General features: G+C 53.8%; 27 protein-coding genes and 1 tRNA gene. 17 read left to right on the top strand and 11 right to left on the bottom strand.

What is annotated here, in order from left to right; all coding sequences use genetic code 11:
- Positions 1–8: 8 nt before the first annotated feature.
- Positions 9–599 (bottom strand): DJ-1/PfpI family protein, encoded by a 591-nt coding sequence (locus tag DXY38_RS09185; RefSeq protein WP_115071386.1) that lies wholly within the window; start codon positions 597–599, stop codon positions 9–11.
- Between the two features lie 291 nt (positions 600–890).
- On the opposite strand from DXY38_RS09185, the gene DXY38_RS09180 reads away from it, so the two are divergent.
- Both DXY38_RS09180 and DXY38_RS09175 read left to right on the top strand, forming a co-directional pair.
- Entirely contained in the window at positions 891–2,762 is a 1,872-nt protein-coding gene (locus DXY38_RS09180) for an alpha-amylase family glycosyl hydrolase (protein WP_244279077.1), read from the top strand.
- 47 nt (positions 2,763–2,809) lie between these two features.
- Entirely contained in the window at positions 2,810–4,444 is a 1,635-nt protein-coding gene (locus tag DXY38_RS09175) for an alpha-amylase (RefSeq protein ID WP_244279076.1), read from the top strand.
- A gap of 23 nt (positions 4,445–4,467) precedes the next feature.
- Here the strand turns inward: DXY38_RS09175 and DXY38_RS09170 are convergent, their stop codons facing one another.
- Positions 4,468–7,212 (bottom strand): valine--tRNA ligase, encoded by a 2,745-nt coding sequence (locus DXY38_RS09170; RefSeq protein ID WP_115071385.1) that lies wholly within the window; start codon positions 7,210–7,212, stop codon positions 4,468–4,470.
- A 91-nt stretch (positions 7,213–7,303) separates the two neighbouring features.
- Between DXY38_RS09170 and DXY38_RS09165 the strand changes: the two genes are divergently transcribed.
- A complete protein-coding gene (locus DXY38_RS09165; protein WP_244279075.1) occupies positions 7,304–7,585 on the top strand; it encodes a hypothetical protein in 282 nt (93 codons plus the stop codon).
- Positions 7,586–7,598: 13 nt separating this feature from the next.
- Here the strand turns inward: DXY38_RS09165 and DXY38_RS09160 are convergent, their stop codons facing one another.
- Both DXY38_RS09160 and DXY38_RS09155 read right to left on the bottom strand, forming a co-directional pair.
- Positions 7,599–8,261, bottom strand: coding sequence for a 2OG-Fe(II) oxygenase (locus DXY38_RS09160; protein WP_115071384.1), 663 nt, complete (start codon positions 8,259–8,261; stop codon positions 7,599–7,601).
- Positions 8,261–8,728, bottom strand: coding sequence for a hypothetical protein (locus DXY38_RS09155; protein ID WP_006854187.1), 468 nt, complete (start codon positions 8,726–8,728; stop codon positions 8,261–8,263). The genes DXY38_RS09160 and DXY38_RS09155 overlap by 1 nt, the downstream gene beginning before the upstream one ends.
- Before the next feature lie 62 nt (positions 8,729–8,790).
- Between DXY38_RS09155 and DXY38_RS09150 the strand changes: the two genes are divergently transcribed.
- From DXY38_RS09150 to DXY38_RS09140, 3 genes are read left to right on the top strand one after another with little or no spacing between them, the layout of a single operon-like run.
- Entirely contained in the window at positions 8,791–9,048 is a 258-nt protein-coding gene (locus DXY38_RS09150) for a hypothetical protein (protein ID WP_006854188.1), read from the top strand.
- A 39-nt stretch (positions 9,049–9,087) separates the two neighbouring features.
- Positions 9,088–10,008, top strand: coding sequence for an oxidoreductase (locus tag DXY38_RS09145; RefSeq protein ID WP_115071383.1), 921 nt, complete (start codon positions 9,088–9,090; stop codon positions 10,006–10,008).
- A 6-nt stretch (positions 10,009–10,014) separates the two neighbouring features.
- The gene (locus DXY38_RS09140) at positions 10,015–10,413 is read left to right on the top strand and encodes a transcriptional repressor (RefSeq protein WP_115071382.1); all 399 of its coding nucleotides are present in this window, start codon (positions 10,015–10,017) and stop codon (positions 10,411–10,413) included.
- Positions 10,414–10,431: 18 nt separating this feature from the next.
- Here DXY38_RS09140 and DXY38_RS09135 read toward each other — a convergent pair whose 3' ends face one another.
- Positions 10,432–10,635: a hypothetical protein gene (locus DXY38_RS09135; RefSeq protein ID WP_115071413.1), complete on the bottom strand. Its 204-nt coding sequence runs from the start codon at positions 10,633–10,635 to the stop codon at positions 10,432–10,434.
- A gap of 275 nt (positions 10,636–10,910) precedes the next feature.
- Positions 10,911–11,255 (bottom strand): hypothetical protein, encoded by a 345-nt coding sequence (locus tag DXY38_RS09125; RefSeq protein WP_115071380.1) that lies wholly within the window; start codon positions 11,253–11,255, stop codon positions 10,911–10,913.
- 254 nt (positions 11,256–11,509) lie between these two features.
- On the opposite strand from DXY38_RS09125, the gene DXY38_RS13710 reads away from it, so the two are divergent.
- The 3 genes from DXY38_RS13710 to DXY38_RS13705 all read left to right on the top strand — a co-directional run bounded on the left by DXY38_RS13710 (position 11,510) and on the right by DXY38_RS13705 (position 12,746).
- Positions 11,510–11,680, top strand: coding sequence for a hypothetical protein (locus tag DXY38_RS13710; protein ID WP_006854194.1), 171 nt, complete (start codon positions 11,510–11,512; stop codon positions 11,678–11,680).
- A gap of 483 nt (positions 11,681–12,163) precedes the next feature.
- Complete coding sequence (locus DXY38_RS09115) at positions 12,164–12,397, top strand: chlorophyll a/b-binding protein (RefSeq protein ID WP_115071379.1); 234 nt, start codon at positions 12,164–12,166, stop codon at positions 12,395–12,397.
- A gap of 172 nt (positions 12,398–12,569) precedes the next feature.
- On the top strand, positions 12,570–12,746 hold the full coding sequence (locus DXY38_RS13705; RefSeq protein ID WP_170952906.1) for a hypothetical protein: 177 nt from the start codon (positions 12,570–12,572) through the stop codon (positions 12,744–12,746).
- Positions 12,747–12,815: 69 nt separating this feature from the next.
- Here the strand turns inward: DXY38_RS13705 and DXY38_RS09105 are convergent, their stop codons facing one another.
- The 3 genes from DXY38_RS09105 to DXY38_RS09100 all read right to left on the bottom strand — a co-directional run bounded on the left by DXY38_RS09105 (position 12,816) and on the right by DXY38_RS09100 (position 13,424).
- Entirely contained in the window at positions 12,816–13,016 is a 201-nt protein-coding gene (locus tag DXY38_RS09105) for a hypothetical protein (protein ID WP_006854199.1), read from the bottom strand.
- An 11-nt stretch (positions 13,017–13,027) separates the two neighbouring features.
- Complete coding sequence (locus DXY38_RS13700) at positions 13,028–13,186, bottom strand: hypothetical protein (RefSeq protein WP_006854200.1); 159 nt, start codon at positions 13,184–13,186, stop codon at positions 13,028–13,030.
- Between the two features lie 166 nt (positions 13,187–13,352).
- Positions 13,353–13,424 (bottom strand) — tRNA-Val (locus tag DXY38_RS09100).
- A 56-nt stretch (positions 13,425–13,480) separates the two neighbouring features.
- On the opposite strand from DXY38_RS09100, the gene DXY38_RS09095 reads away from it, so the two are divergent.
- Positions 13,481–13,999 (top strand): metal-binding protein, encoded by a 519-nt coding sequence (locus tag DXY38_RS09095; RefSeq protein ID WP_115071377.1) that lies wholly within the window; start codon positions 13,481–13,483, stop codon positions 13,997–13,999.
- A 109-nt stretch (positions 14,000–14,108) separates the two neighbouring features.
- A complete protein-coding gene (gene mazG, locus DXY38_RS09090; RefSeq protein ID WP_115071376.1) occupies positions 14,109–14,951 on the top strand; it encodes a nucleoside triphosphate pyrophosphohydrolase in 843 nt (280 codons plus the stop codon).
- A 22-nt stretch (positions 14,952–14,973) separates the two neighbouring features.
- Here the strand turns inward: mazG and arfB are convergent, their stop codons facing one another.
- A complete protein-coding gene (gene arfB, locus DXY38_RS09085) occupies positions 14,974–15,408 on the bottom strand; it encodes an alternative ribosome rescue aminoacyl-tRNA hydrolase ArfB (protein ID WP_115071375.1) in 435 nt (144 codons plus the stop codon).
- A 122-nt stretch (positions 15,409–15,530) separates the two neighbouring features.
- On the opposite strand from arfB, the gene speE reads away from it, so the two are divergent.
- Positions 15,531–16,394: a polyamine aminopropyltransferase gene (gene speE, locus DXY38_RS09080; RefSeq protein ID WP_115071374.1), complete on the top strand. Its 864-nt coding sequence runs from the start codon at positions 15,531–15,533 to the stop codon at positions 16,392–16,394.
- Positions 16,391–17,272 carry an agmatinase gene (gene speB / locus DXY38_RS09075; RefSeq protein ID WP_115071373.1) on the top strand — a complete coding sequence of 294 codons (882 nt, stop codon included), beginning with the start codon at positions 16,391–16,393 and terminating at the stop codon, positions 17,270–17,272. Before speE ends, speB begins: the two co-directional genes overlap by 4 nt.
- 143 nt (positions 17,273–17,415) lie before the next feature.
- Here the strand turns inward: speB and DXY38_RS09070 are convergent, their stop codons facing one another.
- Entirely contained in the window at positions 17,416–17,604 is a 189-nt protein-coding gene (locus DXY38_RS09070; protein ID WP_244279074.1) for a hypothetical protein, read from the bottom strand.
- 225 nt (positions 17,605–17,829) lie between these two features.
- Between DXY38_RS09070 and gcvT the strand changes: the two genes are divergently transcribed.
- The 4 genes from gcvT to DXY38_RS09050 all read left to right on the top strand — a co-directional run bounded on the left by gcvT (position 17,830) and on the right by DXY38_RS09050 (position 22,586).
- The gene (gene gcvT, locus DXY38_RS09065; protein ID WP_115071372.1) at positions 17,830–18,939 is read left to right on the top strand and encodes a glycine cleavage system aminomethyltransferase GcvT; all 1,110 of its coding nucleotides are present in this window, start codon (positions 17,830–17,832) and stop codon (positions 18,937–18,939) included.
- Between the two features lie 74 nt (positions 18,940–19,013).
- Positions 19,014–20,849: an aspartate--tRNA ligase gene (gene aspS, locus DXY38_RS09060; RefSeq protein WP_115071412.1), complete on the top strand. Its 1,836-nt coding sequence runs from the start codon at positions 19,014–19,016 to the stop codon at positions 20,847–20,849.
- A 93-nt stretch (positions 20,850–20,942) separates the two neighbouring features.
- A complete protein-coding gene (locus DXY38_RS09055) occupies positions 20,943–22,073 on the top strand; it encodes an RNA polymerase sigma factor, RpoD/SigA family (RefSeq protein ID WP_115071371.1) in 1,131 nt (376 codons plus the stop codon).
- Positions 22,074–22,103: 30 nt separating this feature from the next.
- Positions 22,104–22,586 carry a Dps family protein gene (locus tag DXY38_RS09050; RefSeq protein WP_115071370.1) on the top strand — a complete coding sequence of 161 codons (483 nt, stop codon included), beginning with the start codon at positions 22,104–22,106 and terminating at the stop codon, positions 22,584–22,586.
- Positions 22,587–22,589 lie beyond the last annotated feature (3 nt).

Below are 22,589 nucleotides of genomic sequence, written 5' to 3'. Positions count from 1 at the left end.
CCAATCAATTACAGCTGATTAAGCTGGGCTAAAAACACTTTATCGAATTCATGAACAGCGCCAGGGTGTCTACCCGTAATCAATAACCCATCCTGATGAACTTCAACAGTTTCACCATCTGCTTGGACAACTTCTCCTCCTGCATTGATAACATCGCAATAAATATTATGAGCACATGTAACGGAACGACCACGAAGCAATTCAGGGTCTGCACAAAATAACCATAGTGAATGGCAGATAGTACCTATACAGAATTGACCAGCATCCATCCTAGTTACAGCATCTCGAAGTAATTTAACAGCCGGCGCTTGATTACTCTCTTGTGAAAGTTTAGGTTCGTACCTCAATCTATCCATGGCATATCCGCCGATTAAAATCATTCCTTTATAGTCGTCCAAATTAACCTTGCTAACACAGGTTTCAACTTTTACTTTTGCTGTTTTATCATTACCCTCAAAAGATAGGGAATCATTGCCCCATAGATAAGACGCGTAAACAATCTCTAATCCATTGGCAGGATAGAATTCATTGAAAACATTGTATTCTGTTTCATCGAAATGTTCCTCGATCAGGACAAGGATTTTATTAGAGGTTGACATTGAGGAAGAATGTGAGAAGGTAAGTGAAAAATTAGAGCCCTAGCTTAATCTCTTAGGGTAAAGTCATAAAGCCTGAAACCTCAAACTCCTCAAGCGGAATCACCATAATGGCTCCAGCTATAATAAAAAAATGGCGAATAGGCATGGACATTTTCAATCATGCTTAGTGCGCACCCATCGTCAGGATACACACAAGAATGGGAAAATAATGGAAGAAATTATTAAGCCCATTATTGCTCATTAGCTCACAACTAGTATCGATAAGTATCGTTATGCCCAATGGTCCTAAATATGGCGAAATATGAATCTACTGGCAATAATTCGAATGAGACAGCCAAAATGCCAGCCAAGTGGCTAAATAGTAATCAAATTGATTTCCGCCAAGAGGTTATATATTTTCTCATCGTTGATAGATTCCACGATGGAAGTGCTGATGAAGAAGAACGCAAAGGAATCTGGGATCGCGGGAAAAAAACTGGACTTCTAGATAAAACATGGATGGATTGGGGGAAGTACTGGGGTGGGAATATTGCTGGAGTAATTGAAAAGATTGATTATTTGAAATCAATGGGAGTAAGTGCTCTTTGGTTATCCCCACTTTTTGAACAAGTGGATGATATGCAATTCGATAGAGCTCCGATGCATGGATATTGGACTAAAGACTTCAAACGTATCAACCCGCGATTCGTAGATATCGAAGATTCATGCAGCTTAGATCAATGCCAAACTCTTAAAAAGCTAGTTGAGAAGCTTCATGAGGCAGGAATTAAATTGGTTCTAGACATTGTTTGCAATCATAGCTCTCCAGACATCAATGGCTCAAAAGGTGTTGTTTATAGCGATGGAAACCTTTTGGCAGATTATAACAATGATGAGCAGAATTTTTATCATCATTACCCGGAAATTACGGACTGGGAAGATGAATTTCAATTGATTCACCATGAAATGTGCGGGCTCGCAACCTTCAATGAAAACAATATTAACTATCGAAATTACATCAAAAATGCTGTAAAGCATTGGCTTGATATCGGCGTTGACGCATTAAGAGTCGACACTATTAAGCATATGCCACTAACTTTTTGGCAAGAATTTTGTTCGGATATTTGTGCTCACAAACCAGATTTGTTTATTTTTGGAGAATACGGATTTAGCAAGCCCTGGGATCAACGAGCCGTCAACTATGCCAACCATAGCGGAATGTCAATACTTGACTTTGGCCTTTGTGATGGCATTAGATTTGCATTTAGTGGCGCAGAGCCCGGTGGTTTTTACCAAATCAAACGAGTTCTTTCATATGACAAAGAATACAAAAGAGCAAGCCAGCTCGTTACATTTATAGACAATCATGATATGCCTAGATTTTTGTCCATAGTTAGTAATGAAGAGCATTTAAGATTAGCCATTAGTATATTAATGACTCTCCGAGGAGTTCCTTGTTTATTCTATGGGACAGAACAATCTCTTCATTGCGATATCAATGGCGGTGCTGATCCATACAACCGCCCAATGATGGAGAGCTGGAACTCATCGCATCCAAATTACATGCTCATTCAAGTACTGGCTAATTTGCGAAAAGTCAATCCCGCTCTGTCAATGGGAAGCTTCGAAGAAAGATTCATCACGAAAGATATTTATGTTTATTCAAGGCACTATAGAAATAATCATGTCCTCGTATGCATCAACAAATCCAAAAGTACGAGTATTGATGTCCAAAATACAGGATTACCAGATGGTGAATTAAAATGCTCCCTCAGTCATAAAACCATTTCAATTTCAAATAACGGAATACAAGGGCTTCAATTAGACGAAAATGAAGCGCATATCTTTTCAATACTTGGTGAACCTGTGTCCGGTAAAGTTGTTGGTGTTTTTGAACTCAATGGTTACGAAACAAAACCTGGTGAAACTCTCTTCATTACTGGATCTGCAGAAGAACTGGGCAACTGGGATGCAACAAAGGCTTTTGGAATGGAATACGTCAACGACAATACGTGGATTGCAGAAGTAGGTTTTGACGTAAGTGCTGAACAACAGATTCGTTATAAATTCATGGTGATGATGAACGGATCCGTCAAAACCGTAGAAAACATCCTTCCTAGAGTTGTGCAGCTACCTAATAGTGATCGTATTAACATTGATACGATATGGAATCAAATCAGCTAAAGAATTCAATTACTCGCCACACAACACTGTCCAAATCCACCGATCTAATGTCAAAGTCTAATCACGATTCGCTCTCTGAGGCAACTACACAAGGGAGTCAAGATATCCTCACCTCTATTCAGGAGTGGTTAGAGATTCACTCTCCAGGATTACTATCGCAAAAGAATATTGGTGAATTTAATGGAACAATGATGCAATGGTTTCATTGGTATAGCAACAATGATGGTTCACATTGGAGCCGACTCGAAAGGGAAGCGTCAAATCTTGCTCGTGCTGGAATTACCGCCGTTTGGCTTCCACCTGCCTGCAAAGGAATGAATGGCATTAACGATACTGGCTATGCAATATATGATCTATTTGACCTGGGCGAATTCGATCAGAAAGGATGTATTCGAACAAAATATGGTACTAAATCTGAATACTTAAGTGCTATAAAAACTTGTCGTGCTAACGGAATTGAAGTTTATGCAGATGCTGTTTTTAACCACAAAATAGGTGGTGATTATGAAGAAGAGTTTGAGGCGGTGCCACTGGATGAATACAATCGCCACCACGCATTAGGCCCAGCACAAAGAATCCGCTCTTGGACTGGTTTTAACTTCCCAGGAAGAGGTGACATTCATTCCAAAATGAAATGGAATTGGAATCACTTTGATTCCGTAGACTGTAATAGCTTAAATTCAGGTTATCCAGCTGTTTGGCAAGTTAAAGACAAACCCCTGGAGGCTGACGTTGATGGAGAGCGCGGTAATTATGATTTCTTAATGGGGTGTGATCTAGATCTAGATCACCCTGATGTCAGAAATGAGCTCAAATTCTGGGGTGAGTGGACTTTAGAACAAACTGGAGCCACAGGATTCAGGCTTGACGCTATTAAACACATCAATAGCAATTTTTTTGTTGAATGGATAAAACATATTGAAGAATACGCAGGCAAAGATGTTTTTGTTGTTGGCGAATTTTGGACCTATGACATCAATACTATCTGCAACTATATATCAAAGACTGAAGGCCAAATGTCACTTTTTGACGCGCCTCTTCATTTTAATTTCCATCGCGCCAGCAAATCAGGTGGTCAATTTGATATGAGCACGATTCTTAATGACACGCTCATGCAGGAAGTGCCATTACTGGCAGTAACACTTGTAGAGAATCATGATACACAACCCCTTCAATCCCTCGAGTCTCCAGTCGAAGATTGGTTCAAGCCACTCGCATATTCATTTATACTTTTGAGGGCCGAAGGATACCCATGCGTATTTTATCCTGATTATTATGGCGCCGAATACAGTGATTATGGAACGAATGGAGAGATGCAATCTGTCACAATGACCAGCCATAAATATCTCATAGATAGGATGCTTTTCGCGAGAAAATATTTTGCCTATGGTGATCAAATTAACTATTTTGATGATCCAAATATTGTTGGATGGACCCGATTAGGTACTGAGCTTCATCCCTTTGGCCTGGCTGTTTTGCTGAGTGATGGAGAGATGGGGCAAAAATGGATGGACGTAGGTAAGCCGAATACAAAATTCGTTGATATCACTCATCACTGCCCAAAACCCGTGATCACAAACAGTGATGGTTGGGGACCGTTTGAATGCAAAGGCGGGTCTGTTTCCATCTGGATCGCCTTGGATGCGGTCCCTGAGCAGCTAAGGAAAAGACTCGAATCCTGACAAGCAGTCACTTCAAAAACAGCTCACCCCATATCCGCTAAACGTTTACGCGCCAACTGAGCCTGTGCCTTCGCTTCTTCCAGATTGGCTTGGCATTCCGCCACCACAGCTGGTGGTGCTTTATCTGTGAAGTTTGGATTCCCTAAACGCCCCGCCAATCCTTTGATCTCCTTCTCCGCTTTGGCGATGTCTTTTTCAAGACGGCCCTGAAGCGCCTCAAGATCCACCAGGCCTTCGATGGGCAGTAACACTTGCAACTCACCGCTCACACCAGCCAGTGCTTTCGCCACCGGCGCAGCATCGGCCTGAGCAGGCGTCATGACAGCAACCGAGTCGGCGCGGGTCAAAGCCGTGATTTCAGCCGTCCCTTGTTCCAGCACCGCCATCAGCTCTGGGCGGCCCGTCACAAAACGCACGGGCACTGATTGCGATGGCTTCAAGCCAGCAACCGCTCGCAAGTTGCGCACCACACGGATCGCAGCAATCAGTTCAGCAAAGGAGGCCTCAAGCCCATCATCCAGCGCGGCTTGATCCAGGACAGGCCAGGGCTGAAGTGCCAGGAAAGTGGTCTCTGGTTCACCGGTGACGCTGTGCCAAAGCTCCTCCGTGAGGTGAGGCATCAACGGGTGCAACATCAAGTGCATTTGGCTGATCACCTTGGCCAGCACCTGCTGAGCGGTGAGCTGATCCGCCAATGCTTCCGCCGCAGGACTGTCGCCGGGATTGAGCCTGCGCTTGCTCAATTCCAAGTACCAGTCGCAAACATCATTCCAAGCAAACTCATACAAGCCTTTAGAGGCTTCACCAAGGGCATAACTGCTGTATCGCGCTGCCGTTTCCTGATTCACGCGCGCCAACCGCGACAGAATCCAACGGTCGGCGAGCTGCAACGCTGACGGATCAGGCTCACCAAGCTGCGCGGGTGTGGCCCCACCCAGATTCATCAGGGCGAACCGAGTGGCATTCCAGAGCTTGTTGGCGAAGTTGCGCGACGCCTCCACCGTGGCAGAGGTGTCCTTCTTGCGGTCGTAATCCAGGCGGATGTCCTGACCGGCACCCGCCACTTCCCGCACCAAGGCGAAGCGCAAGGCATCGGTGCCGTAGCGCTCAATCAAGAGCAGTGGGTCGATGCCGTTGCCGGCACTTTTGCTCATCTTGCGGTTCTGCTCGTCCCGCACCAGCCCATGGATATAAACGTCCTTAAACGGCATCTCACCCGTGAAAGCGCCCGCCATCATCGTCATCCGGGCCACCCAGAAAAAGATGATGTCGAAACCCGTGATCAACGTGCTGGTGGGATACCAGCGCTGAAAATCAGCGGCATTCGCATCGGGCCACCCCAAGGTTGAGAACGGCCAAAGACCACTGGAAAACCAGGTGTCGAGCACGTCCTCATCCTGCTCAATCTGTGCACTAGCACCAAACTTTTCTTGGGCTTGGGCCAGAGCATCCGCCTCATTCCGCGCCACGACATAAGGAGTGGTGTCGGTGTATCGGCCGCCGGTCTCACTAATCACAAACCAGGCGGGGATGCGATGGCCCCACCACAGCTGACGGCTAATGCACCAATCGCGAATATCCGTGAGCCAGTCGCGATAGACCTTCTCCCAGCGCTCAGGAATGAAGCGAGGATCCTGTTTCGTGAGGGCCTCACGACAGCGTGCCGCAAGGGGCTCCGTGTTCACAAACCACTGGGTAGAGAGCAGAGGCTCCACAGGTACCTTGCCCCGATCGGAGTGGGGAACCGTATGCCGATAGTCCTCCACCTTGACCAACAAACCCTCCTGATCAAGGGCTGCCACCACAGCCTTACGCGCCTCAAAGCGATCCATCCCTTCGAAGCGACCCGCCTCGGCATTCATCGTGCCGTTCTTGCGCATCACCGTGATCTGAGCCAGTCCGTGACGCTGCCCGATCGCAAAGTCATTGGGGTCATGAGCTGGTGTGACCTTGACGCAGCCAGTCCCAAACTCCTTCTCCACGTGATCGTCGGCAACGATCGGGATCTGACGGCCGGTAAAAGGCAGATCAAGGGTTTGACCAACCAAATGGGCATAGCGCTCATCGCTGGGGTTCACCGCCACCGCCGTGTCACCGAGCATGGTTTCTGGCCGGGTGGTGGCCACTTCGAGATGGCCCTCACCACTGCTGAGCGGATAGCGGAAATGCCAGAGATGGCCATCCACCTCCTTCATCTCCACCTCCAGATCACTCACCGCGGAGCCCGAAGCGGGGCACCAATTCACCAGATACTCGCCGCGGTAAATCAGGCCCTGCTCATGCAACCGAACGAAGGCCTCTTTCACCGCCTCGCTCAGGCCTTCATCCAACGTGAAGCGTTGTCGCTTCCAGTCGACGGAATACCCCAACCGGCGCAACTGATCAACGATGCGCCCGCCACTATCCGCTTTCCACGTCCAAGCCCGCTCCAAAAAGGCCTCACGCCCAAGGTCATGGCGCGTTTTGCCCTCCTCCTTCAGCTGCTTCTCAAGAATGGTCTGCACGGCAATCGAAGCGTGATCCGTGCCAGGCAGGCAAAGCACATTTTTGCCGGCCAACCGTTGGTAGCGAACGATCGTATCGATCAGAGCGGTATTGAAGGCATGCCCCATGTGCAGGCTGCCTGTGACATTGGGCGGAGGGATCACCACCGCAAACGGTTCGCCCTCAGCCGCAGGATCGGGATGAAAGGCCCCCTCGTCCTCCCAGGCCTTCTGCCATCTGGCTTCCGTACCAACCGGGTCATAGGTCTTCGCCAGATCCGACACGGGTAGAGCCCATACACGCCATTCATGGTCGCAAAAGACGTTTTCAGGCGGCTTGACAGCGATGATCAAACGGCATCAATGCCGAGGATCCATGGACTCCACTTCCAACGATCTCAGCGCTGCAATCGAGCAGATGCTTGAAGCTGTGGACCAAAATGACGATCTGAAGAGGGGCCTGCGGATGGCCACCACCGCTGGTGCCGTGGGCGAACTGGCCGCCCAGGCAGGGGTTGAGATCGACCCTGCGGCACTGGTGAAGCATTACGCCCAACGCTTGCTCGATGCGTCCGATGCAACCGCGATCCACAACTTCGATCTCTGCAGCTGGGATGCCGGTGAGTTGCTGTGGACAATGAAAAATTGGCAAGCCTGAACCAACCTCAACGTCACGCCAGGGAGAGGGAGTCCTTGTCTTCCCCTTGCGCCAGGCGCTGCAGATACCCCTGCCGCGAACCAGCATTGATCCAACCCGTGGCAATCGTTTTACTGAGATCCGGATTCACCCGGCCCCGATGAATATGCGATGGACCCGCAGGGAAAATCACTAACTTCCCGCGCTCGGCAGGTTCGTGATGGTTCTGCCAATGGAATTCCGTGCCTGCTTCTTCCACCGTGTCGCAATAAAGAATCCAAGCCAGCACGCGATGCACGGGCTCAGTCGCTTCATCGCTGATCGTCCAATCGCAATGCCACTGCTTAAAACCTTCTCCAGGCGCATACCGCTGCAAGTTGAAGATCGGCATTACAAACAACTCTTGATCAGGGCAAACCGAACGGAACAGAGGTCTTTCTTGCAGATAGCGCTCTAAACCCGCAGCAACGCCGCGCAAGATCACCTCCGACAATCCGAAGGCGTCTGGATCACTGCGATCAATCGCAACCAAGCTGATATCCGTTGACACCTTGGCCGGTTCCTCATCAGCACCGCCAGGCCCAAAGGCCACCCCAGCCCGCTGCAGATCCCTGCGGCGATCAAAAAAGGCCATGGCACCATCCGCCACCGCTTCAAAACCGGCGTTGCGATACCGAGCGATCAAGTCAGTAGTCATCAGGCTTCAAGACGTTTCCAAGGAATCGCAACAACGCCATCGAGGGCTTGCCACTGACTGCGATCGGCACTCACAAGCTCCAACAAATCAACCCGCTTCAAGGCACGGGTCAAGCACTCCGGAGCCAAAACCGCAGGGTCCTGCGGGGCCTGAGACAGCAACAGCACTTGAGAATCAGCTGGATCCGCCAAGACATGCAACTCAAGATCGCCCAGCTCTCGCTCAAAAAACGTGCGGCGCATCCGCGTGGTGATCCGTTCGCCTAGCGCCTGAGCGAAATGCTCAAAACTGTCTGCATCACCAGAAAGTCCGCAATTCAAGGCAAGCCAGATCATCAATTTGGCCCAACTGTCCACAGTCCACAGCGGTTGAAAACTGAGACGGTGCTGTCGAATCAGCTCCAAAAGAGCGAAGTCCACAAGGGTTCCCTGCAGTTGATCAGGATCCGGAAGGCTCATACCGAACATCTGCTGCAAGACATCTTCCCCCCTGGAGGTCAAACTAGGAACGCCAACGACCGGCTCGGACCATGACCCTGGATCTCAACGATCCCGAACTCGAATTCTCGGATCTGGTGTACGCCTATCAGAGCTGGGTGATGGCCGTCATCAATGACGAGAAGCTCGAAGGCGATGACCAGCTCCTGACAGACGAGATCGCCGAAGACGCCCTCAACGCCATGAGATTCCTCCCAGGCGAAGTAACGAGCGCGATCGAAACGTCCCTTGCCCGTGTCTACGACGTGGATGCCGACGAGCTAGCCGACTTACTGTTCCCCGAAGACTGATTCCAACAGCGAGACTGGACGCTCTCTGACGCCTGCTCCATGGGCTGGACCCTGAAGGACATCCCAGACCAAACTGGACGCGTGGCCCTCGTCACCGGGGCCAACAGCGGCCTGGGCTTAGAAACCACGCGTGCGCTTTTGCAAAAAGGTGCCACCGTGCTCATGGCATGCCGCAGCCAACGCAAAAGCGAAGCGGCACGCCGTGACTTGCTGGATCTCGGCAGAACGGGCGTTGACCTGTTGGATCTTGATTTATCCGATCTCAACAGTGTTGAACGTTGCGCCAACGTTGTCCAAGAGCGATACGGACGCCTGGACCTGTTGATCAACAACGCGGGCCTGATGGCACCCCCACGACGGTTGAGCGTCCAAGGCTTCGAAATGCAGTTTGCTGTGAACCATCTTGGGCACATGGCTCTCACCCAAAGGCTTCTTCCCCTGATGGAAGGCCGCTCTGATGCGCGTGTGGTCACGGTGACCTCTGGCGCTCAATATTTCGGCAAAATGCAGTGGTCAGATCTGCAAGGTGAGCAGCGCTACGACCGATGGAGTGCCTACGGCCAAAGCAAATTGGCCAATGTGATGTTTGCGCTCGAGCTCAACCAGCGGCTTCAGCAGCAAAACAGCACCGTGATCTCTCTCGCCGCCCATCCAGGCCTGGCCCGTACCAATCTTCAACCGGTCTCCATTGCCGCGACCGGTGCCTGGCAAGAGTCTCTGGCCTACCGGCTCATGGATCCCTTATTCCAAAGTGCCGCGATGGGCGCACTGCCCCAATTGCATGCCGCAACAGCGAGCAGCGCTAAGGGTGGAGAGCATTTCGGTCCAGGTGGGTTTGCCTCCATGCGTGGAATGCCAACACGTCAGCCTGTGGCCCGTACGGCCAGAGACCCCCAACAACGCGAGCGTCTTTGGACGACCAGCGAAGACATGATTCAATCCTCAATGAGCAAGGTCTGAATCACCATGAAGACCCAGCCGTCCGCAAGCCGAAATCGACAACAACGCCTGCTCGAAGCCTTGCGTCACTGTGGTGACGAAATGAGTGGGCAACAGCTTCATCGGCTCTTAGAGAGCGGGTCCAGTTCCATGGGACTCGCCACGGTGTATAGGAACCTCAGGCAACTACAGCAGCAGGGTCTCGTGCGCTGTCGCCATCTACCGACTGGGGAGGCCCTCTATGCCCCGGTTGAACAGGATCGCCATCACCTCACGTGTGTGGACTGTGGAAGCACGAAGGCTTTGGATCACTGCCCAATTCACGGAGTCTCCATCACACCCGAAGAACAGTCTGGCTTCAAGATGTTGTTCCACACCTTGGAATTCTTCGGCATTTGCTCTGAGTGCCAACACAATCAGCCTTAATCAGCCTGCACACACGGATCAACTTCCACTGCAGCGGTTAACGGCAAAGGCCCGTTTCTGAGCAAAACTACCTTTGGCTTCCTGAATGACTTCATCCACACAATGGTCAAAATATCGAGCTTGATTGGCAATCGGAGCGATTTGGATCGAAAAATAAATTACAGAAAATGTAGCCAGCACTGGATATAGATGGGCATTGATCATTTCGCGTGCTTTTGACATGAGCTGCTCCCCAAGGATCAAGCTTGATCATGACCAATCGCGCAGCCAGAAGAAACCATCCAACAAGAAATCGTTTCATCGCTTACGGAACAACGAATGGCATCTGAGCGAATCCATGTCCGCGCATTGCATTTCGCCAAATCACCTATCACCGCAAAGTCACTGCCTGAACGAAAGAAATCAGCGTAGGCATAACTCAGGCACAAACCATAAAAAACCCCGCATGACACGGGGAAAAGACAGATTGCAGCAACCCATTTAAGACCAAAAAGATCTCACCATTTCACTCGAATCTTTCCACCGTTAGGACCTTGGAATGTGACGCCACCTTCTGGTTTCTGAGGTTCATAGCGAGGCCCCCAGTTAATTGGCCTACGCCCTTTCCACCAGTCTCCGTTGCGTTTGCAAACACCACGACCTTCGTAGTGATAGCCGATCGCACAAACTTGATGGTCCCGCCTGTTTTTGGGTTTGCAATATCCAGAGCCGTATCCCGCGCCCGTCTGAACCCAGTGCCGATTAGGACCACAATTTTGAGCCGCACTCACAGGCAGGCCAGCAAAGGAGAGTGATTGCAATGCGGCAAAGCAGGCAATTGCCACATGTTCAACTTTCAGCATCCAGTTACACCACAAACTTCAACCATGGCTCTTGACTGACTGGATGTCAGCCAATCTTTGCAATTGCTCCTTATCGCTCGAGCGAGCAAAGCGCAAGCCAAAAAGTCTTTCGGCCGTGGTCAACACCAAACCACTATTTGAAAAGACTGTATCGACAGCTCAGCGCAAACGCGTGTTCGGGCGATGGGGGGATTTCACTGTCACGCCACACGCGATCAACTAGCGATTATTTGTGGGTTCTGAATTGAATTCAAATGTCCACTGAAATTCGTAATTGGGACGTTGTTGCCAAAGCCATGGAGGCATCAGGCGCAACATCGAGCCAAATGTATCAACGCGCCAAAGCATTAGCCCAAGGCAAACTTGACCCAATGCCAACCAGTTTTCCTGAGGCTCCTTACAGCATTTCAGCGATTGCTGGTTAATCACAACACACCACTCACCTCGTCCTTCAACGTGTCCTGCCGCCTTCACTGCAGGCAGGACACATTTCATTCCCATCTGATCAAGCTCAGCGCAACTTTTATGTCCATCCAGCAACCCTATAAACGCTACGCCATTCGATATCGAGATTCATTCGGATCGACTCATGAAGACAATGTCTATGCCTCAGATGCAATGGAAGCACAACATTTAGCAATGGAGTTCAACGAAGAACTCATGCAAAGGCCCCACAGCATTACAGCTGTCCTTCAAACACCTGACTAACGCAACTCAATACATGAGTGAAGGAAGTTCATAAATGAGGTCTAAGAGCATGGCGCACGCTCAAAGCAAAAACAGACCGTTCAATACTCACGCCAAGACGAAATAGTCAGGTCCTGAAACCGAACCTTCCGATACGGCTGCCCCCCTTCCAGGCGTAGGGGAGCAGATCTAGACCGACCTGGTCCCACTTGGAGACATCGATGACCACAACAATCCTCCATACCCCAATGGGCCTCGTCACCAGAGATGGCGAAGGTCACGACAATGTGTATGCCAAAGAGCCACTAATGGACTATGCGGCCTCCGATGCTGGTTGGGGCTTCCATGAGCGTGCAGAAAAGCTCAATGGACGCTTGGCAATGCTTGGCTTCGTTGCTGCCGTCGTCACAGAAATGATCACGGGCGAGAGCTTATTGCATGCGATCGGCCTTTAACAAGGTCCACAAAGATCAATTCATTGGATGAAAACTATGAAACTATTTTCCGCCCTTGCCGCTATTACTCTGATGGCTACTCCAGCACAGGCAACGATGGGAGCAAAACCAAATCTCCTCATGGAAAAACTTTATTACGCCGAGGGGAGACAACACCCTGAGCACCCACTGCATGGATCTTTTTCTGGCCTATGTTGCGGCACAGACAACTAGAGCAATCAATAACCCAAAAGCCAAAACCAAAGAGGTTCTGAACATTCAGGCTAAGCAAATCAATGAGACAAATCCGAGCAGCTTGACCATCACCCAGGACATGCTGCTCGACTTAACGGATGGAGCCCTTATCTAGTTTTAAGGCACACATTTAGACGAACACTTCACGAGCAAACCCATACTCGAACAAGTCACTAGCGACAACTCATCCAGCCTCAAGTTCAAACGACTGTTCAAGCAAACAACGGAAAAGCTGATCTTTGCTTTCTGCTAAAAACTGTTGTTCGAGGGGATCACCACCAGGCCAATTGCGCAGCGCATCGCAAGTGGTTTTGTACGCCAATCGCAACGCTTCTCGGCTTAAGTGGACAGTCGCGACGATTTCTTCGGAATGATCCTGTGACATGGGATAACTCGTTATTTTTCAGAAATGACGCGTGCTGTAGCAGCCTTTTGCATGAAGTAAAGGTCTAAAAGCTGTCCAGCTACTTCTTTAAGCTCATCCATATCGCTGGCCTGTTGGATAGCCCCCTGAAGCCGAAGCTTCTCGAATTGGAAGTGGAGAGGCAAACCCATGGCGAAGCAGTCGTTACAATTGAATGTAAAGAACCATCAAGATTCAATTGGTAGTCATTTCTACTCAAAGCAAATCCCATGTCTCGGCCCATGGCCATGCGCCATGGAGTGCAGCGCTAGCCGGGTCGCGCCGCAGCAAACACGGACTTTTGAAGGTGAGCTGAGATGGGCGATCCAGGTTTCGAACCAGGGACATCCTGCTTGTAAGGCAGGCGCTCTACCGCTGAGCTAATCGCCCTTAGACAGGGATTCTGCCTGAAGGTGGCAGGCTACGTCCAACACTGTTTCTAAAGCATGGCTTCCGGCCGGAAGCACGATCGCGCCACCTGTGTCCTCGCTCTGATCTACGGGGCCATCTGGTGGCCATGGCTAGGGATCAGTGGTGCCGCCGGCAGTGCCGCGGCCTTTTTATTCGGCGGCCTCTTTCTTTCCCCTGATCTCGATATCAATTCCAGGCCCTATCAACGCTGGGGTGTGCTGCGCTGGCTGTGGTGGCCCTACCAACGCCTGATCCATCACCGCTCGGTGCTATCGCACAGTCCATTCCTAGGAACGGCGATTCGGCTCGCCTATCTCAGCCTCCTCGTAGCGGCGATCAGCTGGCTGGGCAGCCGCTGGGGAACGCCTACGCCAGAACAATGGCGAAGCTGGCTGCAACAGGCATGGAACGAATCATCAAACGCCATTTTGATCGGGTTGATTGGTCTTGAGGCAAGCGCTTGGCTGCATCTGATTCAGGACGGGGACCCCATGCCAAAACTGCCGATCAAGCGTCCTCTGTCTCCCAAGCGAAGACGAAGACGCCGAGGTTGACCTTGACCTTGGCCTTGGCCTTGACCTTGACCTTGACCTTGACGCCCTCGTTGAGCACGGCTGGTGGCTGTCCTGCCAACGAGACTTAAAGAATCCTCCACCTACCCCCATGAGCGACGCCATGCACGATCTGGTCGAGGTGGTCGCGCAATTACGCGACCCCGACCACGGTTGCCCTTGGGACCTCAAGCAAACGCATCAGAGCTTGGTGCCCTATGTCCTAGAGGAAGCTCACGAAGTCGTGGACGCGATCCGCCACGGGGATGATCGGCACCTCAAGGAGGAGTTAGGCGATTTGCTTCTGCAAGTGGTGCTCCATGCCCAACTCGCTCAGGAGCAACAACGCTTCGATCTCGACGCGATTGCACGTGGAATCACGGACAAGTTGATTCGCCGCCATCCGCATGTCTTTGGCCATGCAGAAGCCCATGACAGCGAAACCGTCTCCGCGAATTGGGACAGCATCAAAGCCGCAGAACAAGCCGAACGGGGAGAGATTTCCTCCGAATCAACCAGCCCATTGAGCGATCAACTCACCAAGAAAGTCCGTGGACAACCCGCTCTGGCTGGAGCGATGACCATCTCGCGCAAAGCCGCCAAGGCGGGGTTTGAGTGGGATGACATGAAGGGGGTATGGGACAAAGTGCATGAGGAGCTTGATGAACTCAAGGAAGCGGTGTCTTCTGGTGATCAACAACATGCTCAGGAAGAGCTTGGTGACTTGTTGTTCACGCTTGTGAATGTGGCTCGCTGGTGTGAGATCCAGCCGGAAGAAGGCCTCGCCGGCACCAACCAGCGCTTTCTCGATCGCTTCTCTCGCGTGGAAACCGCCCTGGGAGGAGATCTCCAAGGACGCAACATCAAGGAGCTTGAAATGGTGTGGCAACAAGCAAAGCTGGCAATCCGTGCTGAACAAGCCTCCAAGCCCACAGCACCCAACAACCACCGCTGACAGTGGGCAAGCGCCCCATCGATCAATCGTCCAATGACGGACGCTGTTGGCGATTTCTTTTGATCTGACCGCGACGCCCTTTGGCCTCAAGCCGTCGCTGCACCGCACCTCTGCCAGGCCGCGTAGCCCGGCGCTGGGGAGGCGGTGGCTTCAAGCCCTCACGCAACAGATCAGCAAGTCGAGCCATCGCTCGCTGGCGGTTTTGCCACTGAGATCGCTCCTCTGCGGCCACCACACGCACACAACCATCCACCAGTCGCGATCCCAGGACCTCCATCAACCGTTGTCGCCGAAAGGGGCCCAGCGCCGACGAATTCGCCAGATCGAACACCAGCTCAACCCGAGAATCCGTCGTGTTCACGCCCTGCCCTCCAGGACCTGAAGCGCGAGAAAACCGCCATTGAAGCTCCCTTGAAGGGATCACCAGGCGAGCATTCACGGTGAGGTCCTGGGGCATCGTTCCAGCACTCCGTCACGGCATCAATCGCTGAACGAGCGACTGACACCCCTGACCTTGGCATTTCGCCTTCAAACCGGTGCTGGTTTTAGCTGGATGGAGCGAACGTCTAGCGACCCGCCATGACCACGGCACCTCAGACCAGTGGCAACTGGATCGATGAGCACCACAACGGCGTGCGCTACGGCCTGGAGGGACGCGTGCTGGTGGACGAGACCAGCCCGTTTCAGCGCATCACTGTGATCGATAGCCATCGCTATGGGAAAGGACTCCTCCTAGACGGCTGCTGGATGACGGCAGAACACCAGGAACGCCACTATCACGAACCATTAGTCCATCCTGCGCTCTGTTCGGCCGAGGCCATCGAGCGCGTGCTGGTGATCGGCGGTGGTGATGGCGGGACCGCCCGCGAATGCCTGCGCCACCCAGGGGTGAAGCACCTCGACATGGTGGAGATCGACCGCCGGGTTGTGGAGCTCAGTCAAGAACACCTCCCTTCAATCGGAGGCGGGTGCTGGAACGACCCCCGCTTCCAGCTGAGAATTGGTGATGGAATCGCCTGGGCTGCTGAAGCTGAAGACGCGTCTTACGACGTTGTGCTGGTGGATGGATCCGACCCCACGGGGCCCGCGGAAGGCCTGTTCAACCGTGCCTTCTTTGGCCACTGCTGCCGCATCCTCAAGCCGGGGGGTGTCTTTGCCACTCAAAGCGAATCACCCGAAGCCTTCCGCCAAGTGCACATCGACATGGTGAAGCTCATTCGGGAGCTGTTTGGCCACGCTGATCCTCTTTACGGCTGGGTGCCGATGTATCCCAGTGGCTGGTGGAGCTGGACCTTTGCCGCAAAGGATGGGCCCCGTTACCTCACCGTTCAAAACGAACGCGCCACGGCCGTGGCCGAAGGGTGTGCCATCTGGAGTCCCCGCTGGCAGCAAGGAGCCTTCCACACCATTCCAGCCTTCATTGAACGGGAACTGAATCCATGACCAATCCCAAAGCCCAACCGATGGATCAGAGCCTGTTTGACGATGAAGGTGCGATTTTCATGGGAGCGCAGCGCAATCCTGAGGGGTGCCGCGTGGCCCTCTTTGGCGTGCCCTATGACGGCACCACCTCATTCCGCCCTGGCACCCGCTTTGGCCCAGCCGCGATTCGTGAGGTGAGCACTGGTCTTGAGACCTACTGCCCCCAGCTGGATCGGGACCTCGAAGACATCGCTTACGCCGACATAGGAGCTGTTGAGATTCCCTATGGCGATCCGGAGCCCGTTGTGAATGCCGTGCGCCACGCCACCAGCACAGTGCTAGCTGCAGGGATGAAACCGCTGATGCTGGGCGGTGAGCATTCCATCAGTTCTGGTGCGGTTGCTGCCGTAGCGGAGCACCACCCCGACCTCGTGCTCGTGCAACTCGACGCCCATGCCGACCTCCGGCATGAGTGGCTTGGAGCCCGTCACAGCCATGCCTGCGCCATGCGCCGCTGTTTGGAGGTGCTTCCCAGCCAACAGCTCATGCAGATTGCAATCCGTAGCGGCACCTGTGATGAGTTCAAAGAACTGCGTCGCAGCGGACGCCTGATCTCCATTCAAGACATCCCGGAGCGAATGAACGCGCTCAGGGGACGGCCGATTTACCTCACGGTGGACCTCGACTGGTTCGACCCGGCTGTGATGCCAGGGACAGGGACCCCAGAACCAGGTGGATTTGTGTGGAACGATTTCGCAGCCGTCATCAACGAACTAAACAATCACCGCCTCATCGGAGCAGACGTGGTGGAACTCGCTCCTCAACTCGATCCGAGTGGGATTAGTAGCGTTTTGGCGGCCAAAGTCACACGCAGCCTGCTGCTGTTGCTGGCCCAATAAGCAACGCAAACCATCGCTCAGGCATTCAATCAACGCCATGAAAGATCAAACAACCAAGCATTAAGACTTGGCGTTGATAAGCCCCCTAGCCCTCAAGCATCAACAAAGAATCCAACACGACCAAAATGAATTTTGAGCCGAATTCATAACCGAACGGTTCTTTCGGAATCCTGATCAGACGTTTGCATCGAATCACATAAATCCAACTGACGATCCATGGGGATCAACAGAGGCTCCTGAAGATTGAGCTCGGGAAGTGATGGTGGACGGCACGTCCAGTGGTGACAAAACACCTGGCTCGCCAACTCCGCATGAACGGTCAGTCGTCGCAACCGACACCATCCAGATCCTGTTGCTGCAGGGGGAGTGCAATGCACGCAGGATTGACAACTTGACTGAGTCACATCACGCCTGCTGAAACGCGAGCTCAGACTAAGGACGCTTGCCAAAGCGGACCACAAAACCGCCGCAATCTGCTGCTTTGCTTCCACTTCCGGGAATCATTCCGATGCAAGCGCAAAGTTGGTTCATAGGATTTGCGTGCTCGCACCTCGGTCATGGACTTGAACTTCACACCGCTCCATGACCTCTGCATCGCGGCCGGAGGTCGCATGGTGTCCTTCGCTGGATGGGAGATGCCCGTTCAGTTTTCAGGGCTCATGGCTGAGCACAAGGCCGTTCGCAACGGCAGTGGCATGTTTGATATATCCCACATGGGAGTTCTGCGCATTGAAGGTGCCAATCCCAAAGATGCTTTACAAGAACTCGTACCGAGTGATCTGCACCGAATCGGTCCGGGGCAAGCCTGCTATTCGGTGTTGCTGAATGAGCAGGGCGGAATCATTGATGACTTAATCATTTACGACCTCGGACCATCGTTGGTAAACGCGAACCACGAAACCTTGCTGGTTGTGATCAATGCAGCTTGCGCAGAAACCGACACAGCCTGGATTCGCCACCATCTTGAGAAAGCTGATCTGCAGGTCCTCGACGAAAAGAAGGACGGGGTATTGGTCGCTCTCCAAGGGCCAACGGCCATCAGCCTGCTGGAGCGATTGAGTGGCAGCGATCTCAGCGAGCTGCCGCGCTTTGGCCACTGCAGTCTCAACATTCACGGGCTGAAAGCTCCGGTTTTCACAGCCCGCACGGGCTACACCGGAGAGGATGGCGTGGAGCTGCTGCTCAACGCAGACGACGGACGGCAGCTCTGGCAGCAATTGCTTGGGGAGGGCGTGACACCCTGCGGCCTTGGCGCTCGCGACACCCTGCGACTGGAAGCAGCCATGCATCTCTACGGCCAAGACATGGACGCCGGCACCACCCCCTTTGAGGCGGGCTTGGGGTGGCTGGTGCATCTGGAGATGCCAGCCAGCTTCATCGGACGAGACGCACTCGAGCAAGCTGCTGAACAGGGACCGTCCAAGCGTCTGGTGGGCTTGAAGCTGAAGGGGCGGTCGATTGCTCGCCACGATTACCCCGTCATCCACAACGGGACGACCGTGGGCGTGGTGACAAGCGGCAGCTGGTCTCCCACCCTCGAAGAGCCCATTGCTCTCGCCTCCGTTCCCCCAGCCCTCGCCAAACTCGGCACAGAGCTCAGCGTGGAGATCCGTGGACAGCTACAGCCGGCCACTGTCGTGAAACGCCCCTTCTATCGCCGTTCCTAGTTGGGGCACGGGCTCCTGGGCACAGGTTGTGGGCACAGGCTGTGGGAAACTCGCCTCTCTCCAGCGAAACTCCCATGCGCAGCAACGGATGCGGCGACCTGCGCGACACGCACATCGACGAAACCGTTCAGCTCTGCGGCTGGGTGGATCGTCGCCGCGACCATGGCGGGGTGATTTTTATCGACCTGCGCGACCGCAGCGGCACGGTTCAAATCACCGTGGATCCCGACTTAGGTGCTGATGCCTTTGCCGTTGCCGAACACTTGCGCAGTGAAACCGTCTTGCAAGTCGTGGGCTTGGTTCGGGCCCGTCCTGGTGAGTCGCTGAATGACCGCCTGGCCACCGGTGCGGTGGAGGTTTTAGCGAGCAGCATCCACGTGCTCAACAGGGTGAAGGGCACGCTGCCCTTTCCTGTGTCTGTGCATGACGAGGAAAACACGCGCGAAGAACTACGCCTCCGCCACCGCTTCTTAGATCTGCGCCGCAAGCGCATGAACGACAACCTGCGCTTGCGGGCCCAAACGATCCAAACGGCACGGCGATTCCTTGAAGACGAAGGGTTTATCGAAGTGGAAACTCCGGTGCTGACCCGCTCAACCCCAGAGGGCGCCAGGGATTACATCCTTCCCAGTCGCGTCTGCGGTGGTGAATGGTTCGCACTCCCCCAGTCCCCGCAGTTGTTTAAGCAGTTGCTGATGGTGGGCGGCATTGAGCGGTACTACCAAGTGGCTCGCTGCTTCCGCGATGAGGACCTACGGGCGGACCGGCAACCTGAGTTCACGCAACTGGACATGGAGATGAGCTTCATGGGCCAGGAAGAGATCCTCGCTCTCAACGAGCGTCTGATTGCCGCCATCTGGAAAACGGTCAAAGGGATTGATCTACCTCTGCCCTTTCCACGCCTGACCTGGCACGAGGCGATGGAGCGCTACGGCACGGATCGCCCCGACACCCGTTACGGCATGGAGCTCACCAATGTGAGCGACATTGTGAAAGACATGGGCTTCAAGGTGTTCAGTGGAGCCGTGAAGTCCGGCGGCTCCGTGAAGTGCATTGCGGTTGCCGGAGGCAATGACGCTGTGTCCAATGTGCGGATCAAACCCGGTGGTGATGTGTTCAGCGAAGCCCAAGCGGCAGGAGCCGGTGGCTTGGCCTTCATCCGGGTGCGAGAGGGCGGCGAAATCGACACCATCGGTGCCATCAAGGACAACCTCTCAGACGAGCAAAAGCAAACCCTGCTGCAGCGCACCGGGGCTGAGCCCGGAACCCTGCTGCTCTTTGGCGCTGGAGACACCGCGACGGTGAACAAAGCTCTCGACCGCGTGCGCCAGTATCTCGCCAAAGAGATGGGGCTCGTGAAAGCCGACAGGGAGAACGATCAGTGGAATTTTCTCTGGGTCGTCGATTTCCCGATGTTCGAATTCAACAAGGACGAAAATCGGCTTGAAGCCCTGCACCATCCCTTCTGCGCCCCAAACACCACCGACCTGGGCGATAACGCTGAAGATTGGGCAAAAAAGCTCCCCACCGCACGAGCTCAGGCCTACGACCTGGTTCTCAACGGCCTGGAACTAGGAGGGGGCTCCCTGCGCATCCACGACTCCGCCCTGCAACGTGAAGTCCTGAACAGCATTGGGCTCGCTCCAGAGGAGGCCCAAGAGCAGTTCGGATTCTTGGTTGATGCCCTCGACATGGGCGCACCTCCCCACGGTGGACTGGCGTTTGGTGTGGACCGAATGGTGATGTTGCTCGCGGGAGAGGACTCCATCCGCGACACGATTGCGTTCCCGAAAACCCAGCAGGCACGTTGCCTCATGACGGCAGCGCCGGCAGGGGTCTCCGGGCAGCAGCTCGAGGATCTGCATGTCGCGAGCACCTGGGTCGATCCCGTGACAGAGAACACTGACTAGTCGGAGCGCAAAACCCGAACAGAAACCGACGTTTCTGCAGACCAACTGGCTTAAACCGAGACCCTTGAGACATCTCATCGAATTCTCAGTCCTTTGTCCGCCAGCTCCTCATCGACGGGATCCACCCCGATCCGCTGGAGCGGCGGCAACGACCTGTTGCGTCTCTACTTGCAGGACATTGGTCGGGTGGACCTGCTCACCGCTGAGGACGAGGTGGTGTTGTCGCGCCTCGTGCAGCAATACGAGCGACTAAAGCGCGAAGAACGTCAATTCGCCGAAGATCATCCGGCAATCGAACGGTTGCTATGCCTTGAGGAACTGCAGTTGAGAGAGGCGAACCATCTCTCTCACTGGCCCACAAGACAGGAATGGGCACGGGCTGCCGAGATGCCTTTGCAAGAGCTGAACCTGGCCCTCACCGAGGGCTATCAAACCTGGGCGGATCTGATCGCCTCCGACAGCCGCGACCTGCAGCGGCGTCTGCGTGAGGGGCGGAAGGCCCGTGACCGGATGATCCAGGCCAATTTGCGCTTGGTGGTGGCCGTAGCGAAGAAGTACCAGCACCGAGGTATGGAGCTGCTGGATCTCGTCCAGGAAGGCACGTTGGGGCTGGAACGGGCGGTCGAAAAGTTCGATTCCACCCGAGGCTTTCGCTTCAGTACCTACTCCTACTGGTGGATTCGCCAAGGCATCACCAGGGCGATCGCCACTCAAAGCCGCACCATCCGCCTCCCCGTCCACATCACCGAAAAGCTCAACCGCATCAAACGGGTGCAGCAAGAAATTGCCAGCACAGAGGGGCGCACCGCTTCGGTGACAGATCTTGCGAGGGAGCTCAGCGTCAGCGAAGACACCGTGCGTCAAACCCTGGCTCGCGTCCCCCGTTCCGTCTCCCTGGAAACCAAGGTGGGCCGGGATCAAGACACCCAGCTTGGGGAGCTTCTCGAAGACGAGCACGCCACACCAGAGCAGACCCTCACCCGTGATGCACTCCACGACGATCTCGAACACCTGCTGGATGAGCTCACCCCGAGGGAAGCCACCGTGATTCGCTGTCGCTTTGGACTTGAAGACGACACCCCCCGAACCCTCGCTCAAATCGGCGAAGACATGAACCTCTCCCGCGAGAGGGTGCGGCAGATCGAAACCCGAGCCCTTTTGAAGCTGCGCCAACCCCAGCGCCGCAGCAAGGTGCGGGATTACATCCAAGCCCTGGATTCCTAAACAAACCACCCGTTTCATCTCTCATCAACCATGGCTAGTCACTCCACCATCGACATCGGCATCACCAGCGCACAACGGGAAGAGATCGCGGCTGCACTCAGCCGCCTGCTCGCAGATACCTACGTGCTGTACGGCAAAACCCACGGCTTCCATTGGAACGTGACCGGGCCGATGTTCAACACGTTGCACCTGATGTTCATGAACCAATACACCGAGCTGTGGAACGCCCTCGACGTCATCGCTGAACGCATTCGCGCCCTCGGCGTTTTGGCTCCCCATGGCGGATCCACCCTGGCCGGCTTGGCCTCGATCCCAGAAGCAGAGCAACAACCTGCAGCCCTCGACATGGTGCGTGAGCTGGTGGCAGGCCATGAGGCCGTGGCCCGCACGGCAAGAAGCATCTTTCCGCTGGCAGAGGCTGCTAACGACGAACCGACTGCTGACCTGCTCACCCAACGGCTTCAGATCCACGAAAAAACAGCCTGGATGCTGCGCAGCCTGCTGGAAAACTAAGCA

Origin of the sequence: Synechococcus sp. UW179B (assembly GCF_900474245.1) — a bacterium.
Classification (GTDB): Bacteria; Cyanobacteriota; Cyanobacteriia; order PCC-6307; family Cyanobiaceae; genus Synechococcus_C.
The sequence above is the reverse complement of the archived record's forward strand: the minus strand, read 5'-3'. Positions and strand labels throughout refer to the sequence as shown.

Bases quoted from the DNA above. Each gene is read 5' to 3' on its own strand.
- DXY38_RS09185 (WP_115071386.1), bottom strand. From the start codon at position 599: ATGTCAACCTCTAATAAAATCCTTGTCCTGATCGAGGAACATTTCGAT.
- DXY38_RS09180 (WP_244279077.1), top strand. From the start codon at position 891: ATGGCGAAATATGAATCTACTGGCAATAATTCGAATGAGACAGCCAAA.
- DXY38_RS09175 (WP_244279076.1), top strand. From the start codon at position 2,810: ATGTCAAAGTCTAATCACGATTCGCTCTCTGAGGCAACTACACAAGGG.
- DXY38_RS09165 (WP_244279075.1), top strand. From the start codon at position 7,304: ATGGACTCCACTTCCAACGATCTCAGCGCTGCAATCGAGCAGATGCTT.
- DXY38_RS09160 (WP_115071384.1), bottom strand. From the start codon at position 8,261: ATGACTACTGACTTGATCGCTCGGTATCGCAACGCCGGTTTTGAAGCG.
- DXY38_RS09155 (WP_006854187.1), bottom strand. From the start codon at position 8,728: ATGTTCGGTATGAGCCTTCCGGATCCTGATCAACTGCAGGGAACCCTT.
- DXY38_RS09150 (WP_006854188.1), top strand. From the start codon at position 8,791: ATGACCCTGGATCTCAACGATCCCGAACTCGAATTCTCGGATCTGGTG.
- DXY38_RS09145 (WP_115071383.1), top strand. From the start codon at position 9,088: ATGGGCTGGACCCTGAAGGACATCCCAGACCAAACTGGACGCGTGGCC.
- DXY38_RS09140 (WP_115071382.1), top strand. From the start codon at position 10,015: ATGAAGACCCAGCCGTCCGCAAGCCGAAATCGACAACAACGCCTGCTC.
- DXY38_RS09135 (WP_115071413.1), bottom strand. From the start codon at position 10,635: ATGTCAAAAGCACGCGAAATGATCAATGCCCATCTATATCCAGTGCTG.
- DXY38_RS09125 (WP_115071380.1), bottom strand. From the start codon at position 11,255: ATGCTGAAAGTTGAACATGTGGCAATTGCCTGCTTTGCCGCATTGCAA.
- DXY38_RS13710 (WP_006854194.1), top strand. From the start codon at position 11,510: ATGTCCACTGAAATTCGTAATTGGGACGTTGTTGCCAAAGCCATGGAG.
- DXY38_RS09115 (WP_115071379.1), top strand. From the start codon at position 12,164: ATGACCACAACAATCCTCCATACCCCAATGGGCCTCGTCACCAGAGAT.
- DXY38_RS13705 (WP_170952906.1), top strand. From the start codon at position 12,570: ATGGATCTTTTTCTGGCCTATGTTGCGGCACAGACAACTAGAGCAATC.
- DXY38_RS09105 (WP_006854199.1), bottom strand. From the start codon at position 13,016: ATGTCACAGGATCATTCCGAAGAAATCGTCGCGACTGTCCACTTAAGC.
- DXY38_RS13700 (WP_006854200.1), bottom strand. From the start codon at position 13,186: ATGGGTTTGCCTCTCCACTTCCAATTCGAGAAGCTTCGGCTTCAGGGG.
- DXY38_RS09095 (WP_115071377.1), top strand. From the start codon at position 13,481: ATGGCTTCCGGCCGGAAGCACGATCGCGCCACCTGTGTCCTCGCTCTG.
- mazG (WP_115071376.1), top strand. From the start codon at position 14,109: ATGAGCGACGCCATGCACGATCTGGTCGAGGTGGTCGCGCAATTACGC.
- arfB (WP_115071375.1), bottom strand. From the start codon at position 15,408: ATGCCCCAGGACCTCACCGTGAATGCTCGCCTGGTGATCCCTTCAAGG.
- speE (WP_115071374.1), top strand. From the start codon at position 15,531: ATGACCACGGCACCTCAGACCAGTGGCAACTGGATCGATGAGCACCAC.
- speB (WP_115071373.1), top strand. From the start codon at position 16,391: ATGACCAATCCCAAAGCCCAACCGATGGATCAGAGCCTGTTTGACGAT.
- gcvT (WP_115071372.1), top strand. From the start codon at position 17,830: ATGGACTTGAACTTCACACCGCTCCATGACCTCTGCATCGCGGCCGGA.
- aspS (WP_115071412.1), top strand. From the start codon at position 19,014: ATGCGCAGCAACGGATGCGGCGACCTGCGCGACACGCACATCGACGAA.
- DXY38_RS09050 (WP_115071370.1), top strand. From the start codon at position 22,104: ATGGCTAGTCACTCCACCATCGACATCGGCATCACCAGCGCACAACGG.